Below are 14,181 nucleotides of genomic sequence, written 5' to 3'. Positions count from 1 at the left end.
CGGACTCGCCGTCGGAAGAGCTTTCGAACTCGGTGCCCTTGTCGTCGGTTAATTTAAAGAGGGAATTGTCGAGGGTGTGTTCTTCCTTGTCGTTGTTCCGGAAGGTGACATTTATCACGAGAAAAACGCCGTCGGCTTTTTTCCGGTCGAGCTCGCCTCCGACCTCTTTTAGGAACTTGGCGTTGTTGACGACATAGGAGAAATTGCCTACGTCGACCGGGTCGCCGATTTTCCTGGAGGTGGGTGAGGCGACGGCGGCGGTGGGGCTGGAAGAGGCGACGCCACAGGCGGAAAGGCTGACGACGAGGGTCAGCATGATGAATTTTTTCATTTTACGGTTTTGAGGTTACACGGTACATTCAGGAAGACTCAATAGATTGTCCGGGCGATAGGCATCCGCCTCCGTCTTGAGGTATTTCCGGCCATTTCGCTGCGCAACGACGACATTTACGCTGCGACCTTTTACGTCGACGTAGAAGTGTTTGCCGTCTTCAATGGATTTGATCGCTTCCATTTCCGTCAACTTCCAATGAGAGCGGTCGCTGTTGATACCACCGATGTGGGAAATCCGCTCGTGGGCGTCGAGGTGATCGCCGCGCTTGTTGATGCAGGTGATCTGGTATCTGGACATGGGAAATGATTTATGATGACCCGAAAATGCGATTTTCGGGCCGCATCGTTTTACGGGAAACCATAAATGAAAAAACCCGCGCCGGGAGTGGCGCGGGTAATGACGATTTCAGAGAGGGGCAGGCGCCGGCGGCGCGCCGCGAAAACCTAGAATACGTTATATCCGAAGCTGATGTAGTAGAGCCCCCCGATGGACGGCCCTCCCAGCTCGTTGACGTAGTACTTATTCAGGATATTGCTGCCCCCGAGCTTGATCATCGAACGGATCTTCGGCAGCTTCATGCTGATTTGCGCGTCGAGCGTCCCGATCGCGGGAAGCGGGCCGCTGATGAAGGTGTTCTCGGTGGCGCACGCTTCCTGCCAGCGGTAGGTGACGTTGAAACCGTAGCGTTTGGCGATGGTGTAATTGGCCAGCGAAAGGTTGAACTTCCATTCGGGGGTGTTGAAGAACGTCACGAGACCGGCCTGGACGTTGTTCAGCTTATTGAAAAGGACGTTGCCGGTGGCGATAAAGCCGCGGGGCAACAGGTAGTCGAGGCTGAGACCGCTGCCATAGGTGTTGACCTTGGTGTTGCTGTTGACGGCCATTTCATAGATGGCCTGGGCGGGCGTGCTGGGGTTTTGGACCAGGACGGCGGTGGTGATGAAGTTGGTGTAACGGGCATAGAAGGCGAAGAAGTCGATCAGGAGCTGCTGGGCGACGACGCCTTTATAACCGATCTCGTAGGAGCTGACGCTTTCGGGTTTGAAGGTCTTGTACTGGAAAGGCGTGGGGGGCACGCCGGTGGCGGCGTAGTGGTTGAGCGACGCGGTGTCGAAGGTGGTGCCTCCGTTGAGGTTGTAGGCGTTGGCGAACTGGGGCAGGCCGCCGATCAGGCGCGCCTGGCCGGTATTGAGGTCGATGTACTGGTTTTGGGTGGAGGGAAAACGGTACGCCGTCTGATAAGACAGCCTTATGTTATTGTCCTTGGCCACCTTGATCAGCGCGGTGACGCGGGGGGTGAAGCGGCCCTGGAAGTTTTCGTTCTTGTCATAGCGGCCGGCGACGGTGATGTGAAGGATGTCGTCGATAAAGCCTTTCTGGATTTGAGCGTAGACGCCTTCTTCGTTGATGGGGATGGTCCCGGCGGTGTCCGCGAAGAGGGTGCCGTGCGAGTTCAGCACATACCGCTTGTAAGTGGCGCCGACGGTGATGTCGGCAAATTTGATCACGTCGGCGAAGTCATACATGCCATCGGCGACGTACAGGTTGGTGCGGTCCACGAACAAGCCGCCTTGCGGGATAGCCTGGCCCTTGAGGGTATTGAAGGCGGCGTTCCACCCGGGTGTGCCGGGCAGCACACGGAGGGAGTCGGCCTTGGAACGGGCAAAGGCCTGGGCCTGGGCATAGGGTACCCCTTGCGCGAGCGCGCCGATATAGTCCTGGGTATAGGTGGGCGCCCAAACGTTCCTCGTACCCGACCAGCTCTCGTTGATCAGCTGCGCCAGGACGGTGACGTTGTAGGAGTCGCCTGAATTTTCCTGCGTGGTATACGCGCGGACGTAGAAGTGGCGTCCCTTGACCTCCGCCTTGTACTGGCCGATCTTTACGTTCTTGAGGTCATACCGGTCGGAACCCGTATAGACGGTATTGGCGATCCCATAGTAGGCGGTGAGGCTGGCCACGGTGGAATTGGTGATCTTGTAGGACAGCACCCCATCCAATTTGAAGTTGTAGGTGTTGTAGTCGACCAGGTACTTCTCGTTGTAGCCGGTGCGGGAGACGATGGAATCGGCCCCGGCGGGGATGAGGAAACCATACCCCGCGGCGCGCATCGCCTGGTTGACGTTGAAGTTGATCTCGTCCCCATATACGTTGACGCCGTTATAAGACGAGAGGTTCCGGTCGCCGGGGATGCTTTGGCCGAGCAGCTGGGAATAGTTCGAATTATTGGAGGCCTCCCAGTCCGTCCCCGCGATATACTCCCCGGAAAGCCGGAAGGCAAACCGGTTATTGAAAGCCTTGGCATACCGCGCCGCCCAGTCGTAGTAGGGTTTGGCGGCGGTGTTCGCGTCGCCGACGTGGTTTACGCCCTGCTTGACCTGGACGCTCAGGCCCTGGTATTTGAAGGGGTCCTTGCTGGTGATCAGCAGGGTGCCGTTCATACCGCCCGATCCATACAACGCGGAGCTCGCGCCGGGGAGCAGCTCCACGTTGTCCACGTCGAGCTCGGTCAGCCCCACGATGTTACCGACCGAAAAGTTCAGCCCGGGGGCCTGGTTGTCCATGCCGTCCGTGAGCTGGTTCATCCGGACGTTCCCGCTGCTGTTAAAGCCGCGGGTGCCCAGGCTGGTAAAGGTCATCGAAGAGTTGACGACGTCCACGCCGTTGAGGTGGCCGAGCGCGTCATAAAAGGTGCCGGAGGGGGTCTCGACGATGTCGCGCTGTCCCAGCCGTTCGATGGAGACGGGCGACTCCAGTATTTTTACGGGCACCCGCGTGGCCGATACGACGACCTCCTGGCCGAGAGTGGGCGCCACGTCGAGGTTGACGCTGACGGGATCGGCGGAGGGCACCTGGACCTCCCGGCTGGCGAAACCGACCGAAGACAATATGATGGTGAGGGGGTAGTGACCCGGGACCGTTAGTTTGAAGTATCCGTGATCGTTGGTGAAGGTACCCGCGGAGGTACCCTTGACCGTTACCGTGACGGCGGGCACGAGCTCTCCGGAACCCGCGCTGCGTACGGTTCCGCTAACGGTTACGCCTTGCGCCAGCATAAATAAGGGGGACACGCACAGGACCAGCACGATGGCAAGCTGCTTTCTCATAAACAAGCGTTTGAATATCAACGTAGCGAGAAAAATAAGCAATGTTTATGGCTTTTTTTAATTTATTTGGTTTTCGGCGTAGGTTTGCGGCATGGCAGCATTCAGCTTTCCGGGACAGACGAATTTTTACCGGGGTAAGGTCAGGGACGTATACTCGATCCACCAGGACCGCCTCGTGATGGTGGCCTCCGACCGCATCTCCGCTTTTGACGTGATCCTCCCCCGCCCCATTCCCTTCAAAGGACAGGTGCTCAACCAGATCGCCGCCTATATGCTGGAGGCGACCCGGGACATCTGCCCCAACTGGCTACAGTCCACGCCCGCGCCCACCGTGTCCATCGGCCGGCGGTGCGTCCCCTTCCGCGTGGAAATGGTGGTTCGCGGCAACCTGACGGGTCACGCCTGGCGGACCTATGCGTCCGGACTACGTACTTTATGCGGCGTCCCCCTGCCCGAAGGTCTGAAAGAAAACGATTACTTCCCCACGCCTGTTATCACTCCCAGTACTAAAGCCGAGGCCGGGCACGACGAGGACATTTCCAGGGAGGAGATCATCCGCCAGGGGATCGTCCCGGAAACCGATTATGCGCAGCTGGAGCGATACGCCTTACAACTCTTCGCCCGCGGCAGGGAAATCGCCGCCCGCCAGGGCCTGATCCTGGTGGATACCAAATATGAATTCGGCAAGATCGGGGATACCGTCTACCTGATGGACGAGGTCCATACGCCCGACTCCTCCCGGTATTTTTACGCGGAAGGATTTGACGAACGGCAGCGCCTCGGCGAACGCCAGCAGCAGCTGTCCAAGGAGTTCGTACGGGAATGGCTGATCGCAAACAACTTCATGGGCAAAGAAGGACAAACCGTTCCGGAAATGACCGACGAATGGGTCCAGACGATCAGCCAGCGATACATCGACCTCTATGAAAAGGTGATCGGGCTGGAGTTCCAGCCGGAACCCTGGAGTGAAGCGGCGATCTACGAGGCCGTCGTCAAGGCCCTCGGTTAAAAGCTATACGCCAGGCGCAGCGGTTTCATCCTGACCAGGGTAATAAAAAAACCACCCCGGTCACTTGACGGGGGTGATTTCGACTGATGTTTCCCCAGGCAGGGCCTGCTCCTGCAGCCCTCAATCATTGGGTGGTAAATGCGTAGTATAGACGACGGAACGCCGCCTGGGTTTAAATAGAAATTTTCGTGCCAGGATTTGGCCGCCGTTTCCGGGATTTGTGGGGGAGCGACGGCTTTTCCGGAAGCTCGCCGTCCCTGCAGGCCTCGCTGCAACAGCCTTTATACGCTTCCGCGCAGCGGGGGCACTGGATAAACAGGAGGTGACAGCCGTCGTTGGCGCAATTGGTGTGGGTGTCGCAGGGCTCGCCGCACTGGTGACACCGGGCGATGACGTCGTCCGAGATCCGCTCCCCCATCCTATCGTCAAAAACGAAGTTCTTGCCCTTGAACCGGTTGGGCAGCCCCCAGGCCCTGGCCTTGTTGGTGTATTCGATGATCCCCCCTTCCAGGTGGAAAACGTTCCTGAAACCTTTGTGGAGCATCCAGGCGCTGGCCTTTTCGCAACGGATGCCGCCGGTGCAGTACATGATGATGTTCTTGTCCTCCTGCCCCTTCAGCATATCCACCGCCATCGGCAGCTGCTCCCTGAAGGTGTCGGAAGGCACCTCCAGCGCACCGTCGAAGTGTCCCACTTCGTACTCATAGTGGTTGCGCATGTCGATGAGGACGGTATCGGGGTCGGCAGCCAGCTCGTTGAACCGGCGCGCATCCACGTAATGACCGGTTTGGGTAACCGAAAAGTCCGGGTCGTCGATGCCGTCGGCGACGATCTTATCCCGGACCTTTATCTTCAGGACCCAGAACGACTTGCCGTCGTTGTCCACGGCGACGTTCAGACGCAGGCCGTCGAGACCGGGCGTGGCGTAGAGGAAAGCGCGGCAGGACTCCAGTTTTGACGCGGGCACGCTGGCCTGGCCATTGATGCCCTCTTTAGCCACGTACACCCGCCCGAATACATCGAGCGCCGACAGCCCCTCGTACAGCTGGTCCCGGAAAGCCTTGGGATCGGGGATGTCGAAATAGCGGTAAAAAGAAAAGGTCGTGCGCGGCTCGGTTTCGGCGTACAACCTTTCCTTCATCTCGTTTCTATTGACCCTGTTGTGGAGCGGCGCCATGGGCGCGAAGTTACGGAAAATCCGCGGGCCGGGCGGCCCGTCGCGCTAGCCGGCCTTGTGCCCCCCGAAGTTCTTCGAAACCCCGATCAGCAGCGCGGACCCGAAACTCAGCCCGATGTCGCTGCCCTGGTTGCCTTCGTGGCTTATATGGTAGTTCTGGAAATAGAGCCCGCCGAGGCTGCAATTGATGCCAAAGCCGTTCTTGACGTTGAAAAATAACGCAGGGAACACCTGTGCGGTTACCGTCGAATAAATATCAGGGGTGCCGTTTCCGACCGGGCCACCATACGCATAGGTCGCCTGGAACTGACCATACACGCTCACCCATGACGTGATCGGGCGGGTATACCGGAGGAACGGACCGGCGGACCACGTGTTGGATGAGGCGATCTGCACAGGGGTGGTTTGAAGGTGGTTCTCGTCATGCGTGTACCCGCCGGTAACGCCTATCGTCCAGGCGTTGGCGAATTGGTACCCGACCGTGGGCGCTATCGAGAATTGCGAGGCGTCATCACCCGGGAGAGTGCCATGACCGGGATCATGGCTCAATTGGAAACCGATGGACCCGCCGACGAGGACGGACCCTTTTTGGGCAAAAGAGGCGCCGGCCGACAACAGGCCGGCGACAAGCAAGGAAATGGTTTTTTTCATATTGGTGTACATTTTATGGTCCAATTTTTACGCCGATCATGATCCCGTTGCGGACGGTCCCATCACTCGGGAGACCCCACAGGTAGTCGACGCGCAGCAGCTTGAAGATGTTCTCGAGCCCGGCGGATACTTCGGTGTAGGTGCGACCGTCGGAGAGGTAGAGGTAGTTCACGGCTCCGACGAGGTACCAGTTGAGCTGGCGGAAACCGGGTATCTTATTGGTGAGCAGACCGGCAAAATGATGCTCCGCAAAACCGGTGGCGTAGAACCTGTCGGTGTTGCTGTAGAGGTAATAGGGCGCCAGCTGGAAGGTTTCGAGATAGGTGGACGCCGCCTGCGTCTGGTTGCCCTGGATGTGGTTATAGTCCACGAAGTCGGCGTGCCGGTCGTTCAGGAAGCCACCGACGGCGACGTTGTACTTGAACAGCCCGCCGATCTTCAGGTTGAGGTCGTCGCGGACGGAGAAGCGCCACTTATCGTAGTCGGCGTCGCTCCCGAAGGCGTTTACGCCCTTGGTATAGCTCAACGCGAAGGTCGGGTACTTGGAGCCCAGGGGCACGAGCGACTCGGGGTACTCGATATATTTCATACCCGGCTTCCAGACGGCGGTGAGGGTGAATGAAAGGGCTTTGCCGAGCGGAACCGGCACGATCGGAAAATTGGGGGTAAAACCGGGCTGCTTGCGGTACTTGACGAAGTAGGTGGCCGTATCGGTATTCACCAGCTGGCTGCGGTCCTGGTATTCGCCGCCGATAGACAGGTTCAGACCGGTTTTGCCGATCTCCCGGGCAAACCGGGCCTTGAAAAAGGTCGCCTCGTACAGCTTTTCATAGTTGGCAACGTCGAACAGCGTATACACGCTGTTCAGCTGTGGGGATATGGGCTCGTTGTTGTCGTATTGGAAAACCGTGCGCCCGCCCGCGACCTCGACGAGGGTGGCATATTTCTGGCTGAAGCGGTACCGGGCCAAAAGGCTGCCGCCAAATCGCCGGTTGGAAAAGCCATACCGCACGTCGGGGTCCAGCTCCAGCGACTCCCGGCCAAAACCCTTGCGGTAGTCCACGTTCAGGTGTCCGTACCAGCCCTCCACCGTGTTGAACCCGACCGCGGACGGGAGCGGGCTCATGTTGATGGACACGTGCGACTTCTGGTGGTTGATGTTGATCCCCGTCAGGAACAGCCCCAGGGGCGTGATCCTGTTATTGGCGCGATCCACGGAATCCAGGTAGGCCGGGGACTCCTGGATCTTTTCCAGGCTGTCCTTCTTGTGGTAGTCACGGGCCTCGGCAACGGTCAGGGGCACGGGCCGGATGCTGTCCCAGTAGGACGAAGTTTTCTTGTTGGAGCCCTTGTCGTACTCCAGCGTGGCGTTCCCGAAATAACCCTTGGGCAGGTCGGGGTGGAGCTCGAAGTCCGAATAGATATTGGCGACGCTGCCGCCTCCGGCAAAACCAAACAGGTTAAAGCTGAAGTACCCCACCTGGCTCCGCATCACCCAGGCCGAGTCGTTGTCGAGCGGTTCGTAGAGCTGTTGGAAATGGAACGTATCGAGCAATTGCAGCTGCGCGGTCTTTAGCAGCACCAGGTCGGTGGAGTGGATGCGCCACTGGCCGTCCACGATCTCGATGGTGCCATTGAAACAAGGCTCGTACAGCCGCCGGGGCGTCACCCGGATCTGGTCGATCAGGCGGCCGTCCTCGAAATAGGTCCCGACGAGCTTGTATTTATAGTAGTGTAGCGCGCCGGAGGCTATCGGGCTGACAAACCCCCGGGGGTTCATATTCCCGAGCTCCACGATGTCGTGGTAGAAAGAGACGATATACGGTATCGTTGCCCCGTAGCCGTTGCTTTGGCCGCTGACCTTGGTCGAGATGACCTCGACGCGTTGTTTGTCGGGCGGGGACTCGGCATACCGGGCCACCACCTCCGACATGTAGATGGTGGTGTTCTTGCCGATATAATTGGTATCTGTAGGAATTTTCTGACCCATGAACCGCTGTGGCGTCTGATACAACCCCGCTTTGCCCTTGGAGTAAACCATACAGCGGAAAGATTCCAGCTCTTTCAAATAAACCAGGCGCATTTTGATGGCATGACGTATGATGTCATAGGCGGGATCCTCGTCGGTTGTCTTGATCACGAGCTCGTGTACGCTCAGCTGTTGTGGCTGTAGTTTAAAATCGAGGGTCTGGTCGGCGGTTATATGGATGCGTTTCTCTACCTTGGCGTAGCCGACGTGCTCGCATACGATGGTATAATCACCGGGTTCCAGGTGGATCGCATACCCGCCCTCGTTGTTGGCCGTCACCCCGCGGGCGGAGCCTTTGATGAGGAGGGTGGAAAACGGGAGGCTGGCGCCGCTGCTGTCCCTTACGGTGCCGGATAGCAGCTGGGCGGTGGAGGATACGGGAAGGATGAACGATAGGAGGCAGATAGGTAGCAGTAGTCTCATAATCCTAAAGTAAGGCGTGATTTGTTAAAAGTTGCCTAACATAATTTTTTATTTGTATATTTTAACATGCGATCCATTGTCCTTTGGTGCCTGGGGCTGGCGCTGACCGTACCCGCCGCTGGCCAAAACCTCACCTTTGCGCACGACCAGCACATGGTGATCGTGCCCTTTTATACTTTCAACCACCACATCTATGTCAAGGTCCGGGTGAACGACTCGGGGGAGCTGGACTTCCTCTTCGACCCCAGCCAGAAGGAAGTCGTCGTCGTCGTCGATCCCATCGTCGCGCAGACCACCAACTTCCCGATGACCGACACCGTTTTGCTTTGGATAAAGACGCTGCGTATCGGCCGCCAGCACGTGTCCTGGACGTCGTTCAAGGACCTCGAGGCGCGCGAGGGGCACAGCTTCAGCGGGGTGCTTGGGTATGGATTCCTAAAGAATTTTGTCTGGCGCTTCGACGGCAAGCACGGGCGGCTGATTATCACCGATCCGGGGTACTTCGCGGACAATACGCTCCATGGGAAGGTGCCGCTCGGGGGGGATCTGACGTTGCTCTTGCGGGAGGGGAAGACGGTGACGTTGAATTATCCGCACAATTATATGATCGTGTCGGAGTAGCATTCGTGCCCCGCGGCACGGTCGGTGTCTCGCGGCGCGGCTATAGCTCGGCCTGCCGTTTTGCCGCAGGCTTATGCACGAAACTACCGCTCAGCGCGCTGAGCCCGCCGATGACACCGCCCACAAAACCGGTGAGGGCTACGAGCAGCAACGGCGACTCCGCCTTGAAGAAAAGCTGGCTGATCCGGTTGCCCAGCAGGTGGTGGTTGGCGTGATCGAGGAAGAACGCGAGACCCGCCCACGTCAGGAAGACCGCCAGGAAACCGCATATCAATGACAAGCCGGGCGCCTGGGGGATCAGCGCGCTCACGGCGAAGGCCACCAGCGCGACCGACCAGAAGGGGAGCCAGATGCCCGCGGCGAGGCTGAGGATGACGATCAGGAGCAGGCTTATTACGAATCTCATGTTACGGTTTTGAAAAGTTCATGGTCCACTGGACGCGGGGGTCCTTTGCGTCTCCGGGCTGCATCACCCAAAGGGTATCATAGAGGCCATGGGCCCAGTCCTGGACGAGGTCGTCGTAGTAGCGGCTGCCCGGGTTCCCGCTCTGGCCGCCGGGATAGATGCCAAAGGCCTTGATGGGCGCCCCCAGCTCTACGACCATCCGCCAGCTGGGACCGTGGTCCGACCGGGCGGCGTTGATGCTGTAGGTACCGCCGCCGATGGGCAGGTGCAGGTCGCCCAGGGCCGGGATGCGCATCAGGTGATCGACGTGGGTGTCCTTAAAGGTGGCCCAGGTGAGCGTGTTGTTGGTGTCGTCCTGCTCTAGCGTGGGGTATATCTTTTTCCAGGCCAGGTTCACCTCCTGCCGGAGGGTCTCGGTCTGCGGCGTGTGGATGTCGTCGACGAACTTATAGGACGAGTCCCGGAGCAATGCCTCCAGCAGCGATCCGTCGTAGACCTCGGGTAGCGGGAGCGGGCTTTGCGAGAGCTCGTCGGAGACGATGTTGCTCTTGAGCATGTCCCACCAGGTATGGAATACGCTGGGGGCCTTTTCCTTCGGGTCGTTGCGGAGGTCCCAGTCCCTGACCTGGTCGTAATAGCTCCGTTCGTCCGGCTCCATCGACGCGGTGTCGATGTACTTCAGGAAGATCGGACGCGCCATCTCCGCAAACAGGTCATAGTTGTCGACCTGGAGCGCCATCATATCGGCCGGGGTGATGTCGGACATCGCGGCCAGCCGCCGGTTGATCTCCATCCCGCGGTAGGGCGGGTAGTGCCGGCCGAGGTAGTAGGGATAGGCTTTGGGGTCCACGGGCACCTGGTTGGCGCTGGACACGAAACCGCGCGCGGGATTGATCATGTGGGGGTTTTCCGCTTGCGGGACCATGCCCTGCCATGCAAAGGCGGAGTCCGTGCCCGGCATGACGAAGTCGCCCTGGCGCTTCCATTTCGCGGGAAAACTGCCCTGGTCCCAGATGGCGATGTCCCCGTCGCGGCTGGCGAAGACGCAGTTCTGACCCGGCGTCTGGAGGTTCCTGATCGCCGCCAGGTAATCGTTGTAGTTGTGCGCGTGGTCGAGCTGGTTAAAGGCCAGCAGCTCGTTGCTCACGTCGTGGGCCGTCCAGCGGACGGCATAGAAACCGCCGGAGCGCAGCGGGTCGGGATAGGCGGGCTCGTACATCACCGGACCCCAGACGGTATACGCGACCGTATCATAGAAGTCCGGCTCGCCCTTGACCTTGATGTCCTCGATGCGGAAGGTGGTGGGCAGCCAGTCGCCGTTGAACTTGTATTCCTTGCGGGTGTAGTCCTTGAACTCCACCTGGTAATAGTCCCGGACATCGCGCTCGGCGTTGGTAAAGCCAAAAGCGCAGGAATCGTTGAACCCGATGATGATACCCGGCGCGCCGGGGAGCGCGACGCCATAGACGTTCATATCGGGTGTCTGGATCTGCATCTCGTACCAGACCGACGGAAGGTTCAGCCCCAGGTGCGGGTCGTTGCACAGGATGGGCCAGCCGCTCCGGGTCTTGGCGCCGGAGACGGCCCAGTTGTTGCTGCCGTTGTCGGGGTCGGGGATCGCCGCCGCGGCGCCTTGCCATACGCCTGGTTGCCCGGCGGCTGCCAGCGGCCCGAATTTCGTCATCAGGTAGCCGCTGTCGAGGTGCGCGGGTATTTTTAATTTTATACCCGGGGTGTCGTTCTTGCCGTATAGCTGCGTACCCACCGGCACGATTGGGTCGATGGAATCCTGCGTCCCGGGATAGAGCAGGTTGAAGTCCGACGGGCTGAAGAAGTTCCGCGCGTTGGTCATCGGGAAGTCCTCTTCCCCACCCGCCAGGTTGAACGACATATACTTCAGGAGCAGGGCCGTTTTGAGGTTGGTCCACTGTTCGGGCTGGTAGTCGAGGAGCTTGTATTCCAGCGGCAGCGTGGCCTGTGTGAGGGTGGCGATATAGGCGTTGACGCCCTCGGTATAGGCGTCGAGCTCCGCTTTGGTGGCGGGGTCGGCTTCCATGCCTTTTACGGCCTGCTCGGCGGCGTAGACCATCCCCAGCCGGCGGAAACTCCTGTCCACGACGTTGAGCAGGTCGTGACCGCCCGAATAGCGCCCTACCAGCTCGGACAGCCTGCCCGCGGCATAACGCGTCTGCAGGTCCATTTGCCACAACCGGAAGCGGGCCTGTACATACCCCTGCGCAAAATAGGCGTCCCGGTCGTTCTGGGCAAAGATGTGCGGGATCAGCTTGTCGTCCAGGCAAACCTTTACCGGCCCGGCCAGCTCCTGGAAGCGCAGGTCCATCGTGTAGCTCATGTCCCCCGCCTCCGCATTCTGCCAGAATCCGGTCTGCGGGTCGAAAAAGGGCCCCAGCGCCGGCAGCGGTTTGAAAGAGGTATCCAGTGCAACAACCAGCACGCCCGTGATCAGGGTGCTGGCCACGAATGGCCATAATCGCATAGAAGAGGTAAATAGAGGCGGGAAATTAGTTGTTTTTTGCGGTTTTTATCAGGAGCCGCCCGAGTAATTCGACCTCTTCTTTGGTATTGTAGGCGTGGAGGACGATCCGCAGGCGCTCGGTGCCTTCCTTTACCGTGGGCGAAAGGATCGGCCGCACGTCGAGCCCGCTGGCCTGGAGCGCCCCCGCGGTGGCCCTGGCGGCGTTGTTGCCTGGGACGAGGACGGCCTGGATCGGGGTGTGGCTGGTCAGGCGCTCGTAGGGCAGGTCGAGGCGTTGGAATTGCTTCGCCAGCGTCTCGAGCGATTGTCTTTCCGCCGTCATCGTGGGAAATAGCTGATAGGTTTTCCGTATCAGTCCCGCGGCCGCCGGCGGCAGGGCCGTGGTATAGATCAGGGAGCGGGAGAAGTTGACCAGGTATTCCTTCAGCGCTTTGCTCCCCACGATGACCGCGCCATGGCAGCCGAGCGCCTTGCCAAAAGTGTGGATGCGGGCGAATACTTTCTGGTTTTTACTCTGTACGAGCCCCTCTCCCCTACTACCAACCACCCCGGTGGCGTGCGCCTCATCGACGATGAGCCAGGCGCCATAGCGTTCCGCGAGGGCTGCAAGGGCCTCTATCGGGCAGAGGTCGCCGTCCATGGAGAAGAGGCTTTCCGTGACGACGTAGACCGCGCCGCGCGCCGCGCTTTCCCCGCCCGTCGCGGGGCCGCCGGACTCGGCCGCACTGCCCCTCGCGCGGCGCAGGAGGCGCTCGAGGTCCTCCATGTCGTTGTGTTTGAAGGCGTAAGCCTTGGCGAAGCTGAGGCGGAGGCCGTCCCGGATCGAGGCGTGGGAGAGGGCGTCGTAGAGGATGGTGTCTTCTTTTTGCAGGATGCTGCTGAGCAACCCCAGGTTCGCGTCGTACCCGGAGTTGTAGACCAGCGCCGCCTCTTCCCCGTGAAAGGCCGCGATCTCGTCCTCCACGATCGTAAGCAACGGATAGTTCCCCGCCAGCAACCGCGACCCCGTGCTGCCCCCATTCAGGTCCGGATCGTGCGGCAGCAACCGCTCCCGGGCGATCCCCAGGTAATCGTTGGAACAAAAGTCAACCGCTAACGCGCTCGTTTGCAATACACGCAGCGCGCCGGTCGTCGCTCGCGCTTCAAGTTTCTGCCGGAGGCTGTCTGGGATCATGCGGGCAAAGATAAGGCTGTGCACGGCACACCGGCCCGTGGGATGCCGCGGCGCGGCGGCGCGGCGCGAAACCTTACCTTTGCCCCATGGAAAAGAGCGTTTTGGGCCTCCACCTCCCGACCGACCCAAGGTGGGTGGACCTCGCGGGTATGTCCCTCGAGGAGATCCTGACCGACCATGCCTACTGCGAGCAAAAGGCGGCGACCAGCTGTATCTCGCTGATCCAGCGCTACTCCGACCGGGAGGCCCTGGTGACGGAGCTGGCGCCCATCGTCACCGAGGAATGGGGGCACTTCCGGCTGGTCCTGGCCGAGCTCCAGCGCCGCGGTCTGCGGCTGGGCCGGCAGCGCCGTGACGAATACGTCGGCGCCCTGAGTCCCTTCGAAATTAAGGGCGGTCCCGAAGAAGACAAGCTCCTCGACAAGCTCCTCCTTTGCGCCCTCATCGAAGCCCGCAGCTGCGAACGCTTCAAACGCCTCAGCGAGGGCCTCGACGACGAGTACCTCCGCGGGTTCTACCGCCGTTTCATGGAAAGCGAGGCTGGGCATTATACATTGTTCATCGAACTGGCGCTGACTTACGTGCCCGAAGAAAAGGTGCGGCGCCGCTGGGCCCAATGGCTCGCGCACGAGGCGGCCGTGATGGCTACGCTGGAGGTGCGCGGCGACCGGATGCACTAGCCGCGCGTCGACGGTGCAGGCGGGGAGGTGGCCTTGAGGTCTGCCGCTGTTTTGATGGCCATCAAAGCAGCGG

The 14,181-nt window shown here is 59.9% G+C and carries 12 protein-coding genes; 3 read left to right on the top strand and 9 right to left on the bottom strand.

What is annotated here, in order from left to right:
- The 3 genes from VL547_RS20990 to VL547_RS20980 form a co-directional block, all read right to left on the bottom strand.
- Positions 1-331 (bottom strand): DUF4352 domain-containing protein (locus VL547_RS20990; RefSeq protein WP_325581657.1); only part of this gene is annotated, 331 nt, incomplete at its 3' end.
- A 15-nt stretch (positions 332-346) separates the two neighbouring features.
- Positions 347-631, bottom strand: coding sequence for a DUF3892 domain-containing protein (locus VL547_RS20985; RefSeq protein ID WP_325581655.1), 285 nt, complete (start codon positions 629-631; stop codon positions 347-349).
- 146 nt (positions 632-777) lie between these two features.
- Positions 778-3,441: a TonB-dependent receptor gene (locus tag VL547_RS20980; protein ID WP_325581653.1), complete on the bottom strand. Its 2,664-nt coding sequence runs from the start codon at positions 3,439-3,441 to the stop codon at positions 778-780.
- Between the two features lie 91 nt (positions 3,442-3,532).
- Between VL547_RS20980 and VL547_RS20975 the strand changes: the two genes are divergently transcribed.
- Positions 3,533-4,450 carry a phosphoribosylaminoimidazolesuccinocarboxamide synthase gene (locus VL547_RS20975; RefSeq protein ID WP_325581651.1) on the top strand — a complete coding sequence of 306 codons (918 nt, stop codon included), beginning with the start codon at positions 3,533-3,535 and terminating at the stop codon, positions 4,448-4,450.
- A 172-nt stretch (positions 4,451-4,622) separates the two neighbouring features.
- Here VL547_RS20975 and VL547_RS20970 read toward each other — a convergent pair whose 3' ends face one another.
- The 3 genes from VL547_RS20970 to VL547_RS20960 are packed head-to-tail and all read right to left on the bottom strand — an operon-like array spanning position 4,623 to position 8,730.
- The gene (locus tag VL547_RS20970) at positions 4,623-5,627 is read right to left on the bottom strand and encodes a rhodanese-related sulfurtransferase (protein ID WP_325581649.1); all 1,005 of its coding nucleotides are present in this window, start codon (positions 5,625-5,627) and stop codon (positions 4,623-4,625) included.
- A gap of 45 nt (positions 5,628-5,672) precedes the next feature.
- Positions 5,673-6,278, bottom strand: a complete 606-nt coding sequence (locus VL547_RS20965) for an outer membrane beta-barrel protein (RefSeq protein ID WP_325581647.1) — start codon at positions 6,276-6,278, stop codon at positions 5,673-5,675.
- 13 nt (positions 6,279-6,291) lie between these two features.
- The gene (locus VL547_RS20960) at positions 6,292-8,730 is read right to left on the bottom strand and encodes a DUF5686 and carboxypeptidase regulatory-like domain-containing protein (RefSeq protein ID WP_325581645.1); all 2,439 of its coding nucleotides are present in this window, start codon (positions 8,728-8,730) and stop codon (positions 6,292-6,294) included.
- Positions 8,731-8,796: 66 nt separating this feature from the next.
- Here VL547_RS20960 and VL547_RS20955 point away from each other — a divergent pair, with 66 nt between their 5' ends.
- A complete protein-coding gene (locus tag VL547_RS20955) occupies positions 8,797-9,351 on the top strand; it encodes a hypothetical protein (protein ID WP_325581643.1) in 555 nt (184 codons plus the stop codon).
- A 40-nt stretch (positions 9,352-9,391) separates the two neighbouring features.
- On the opposite strand, the gene VL547_RS20950 is transcribed toward VL547_RS20955, so the two are convergent.
- The 3 genes from VL547_RS20950 to VL547_RS20940 are packed head-to-tail and all read right to left on the bottom strand — an operon-like array spanning position 9,392 to position 13,428.
- Complete coding sequence (locus VL547_RS20950) at positions 9,392-9,757, bottom strand: hypothetical protein (protein WP_325581641.1); 366 nt, start codon at positions 9,755-9,757, stop codon at positions 9,392-9,394.
- Between the two features lies 1 nt (position 9,758).
- Positions 9,759-12,254 carry a penicillin acylase family protein gene (locus VL547_RS20945; RefSeq protein WP_325581639.1) on the bottom strand — a complete coding sequence of 832 codons (2,496 nt, stop codon included), beginning with the start codon at positions 12,252-12,254 and terminating at the stop codon, positions 9,759-9,761.
- Positions 12,255-12,279: 25 nt separating this feature from the next.
- Positions 12,280-13,428 carry an 8-amino-7-oxononanoate synthase gene (locus VL547_RS20940; RefSeq protein WP_325581637.1) on the bottom strand — a complete coding sequence of 383 codons (1,149 nt, stop codon included), beginning with the start codon at positions 13,426-13,428 and terminating at the stop codon, positions 12,280-12,282.
- An 86-nt stretch (positions 13,429-13,514) separates the two neighbouring features.
- Here VL547_RS20940 and VL547_RS20935 point away from each other — a divergent pair, with 86 nt between their 5' ends.
- The gene (locus VL547_RS20935; RefSeq protein ID WP_325581635.1) at positions 13,515-14,108 is read left to right on the top strand and encodes a tRNA-(ms[2]io[6]A)-hydroxylase; all 594 of its coding nucleotides are present in this window, start codon (positions 13,515-13,517) and stop codon (positions 14,106-14,108) included.
- Positions 14,109-14,181 lie beyond the last annotated feature (73 nt).

The organism is Dinghuibacter sp. (assembly GCF_035492835.1).
Lineage (GTDB): Bacteria > Bacteroidota > Bacteroidia > Chitinophagales > Chitinophagaceae > Dinghuibacter.
Note: the sequence above shows the minus strand (reverse complement) of the source record. Positions and strands in the feature narration are given on the sequence as shown.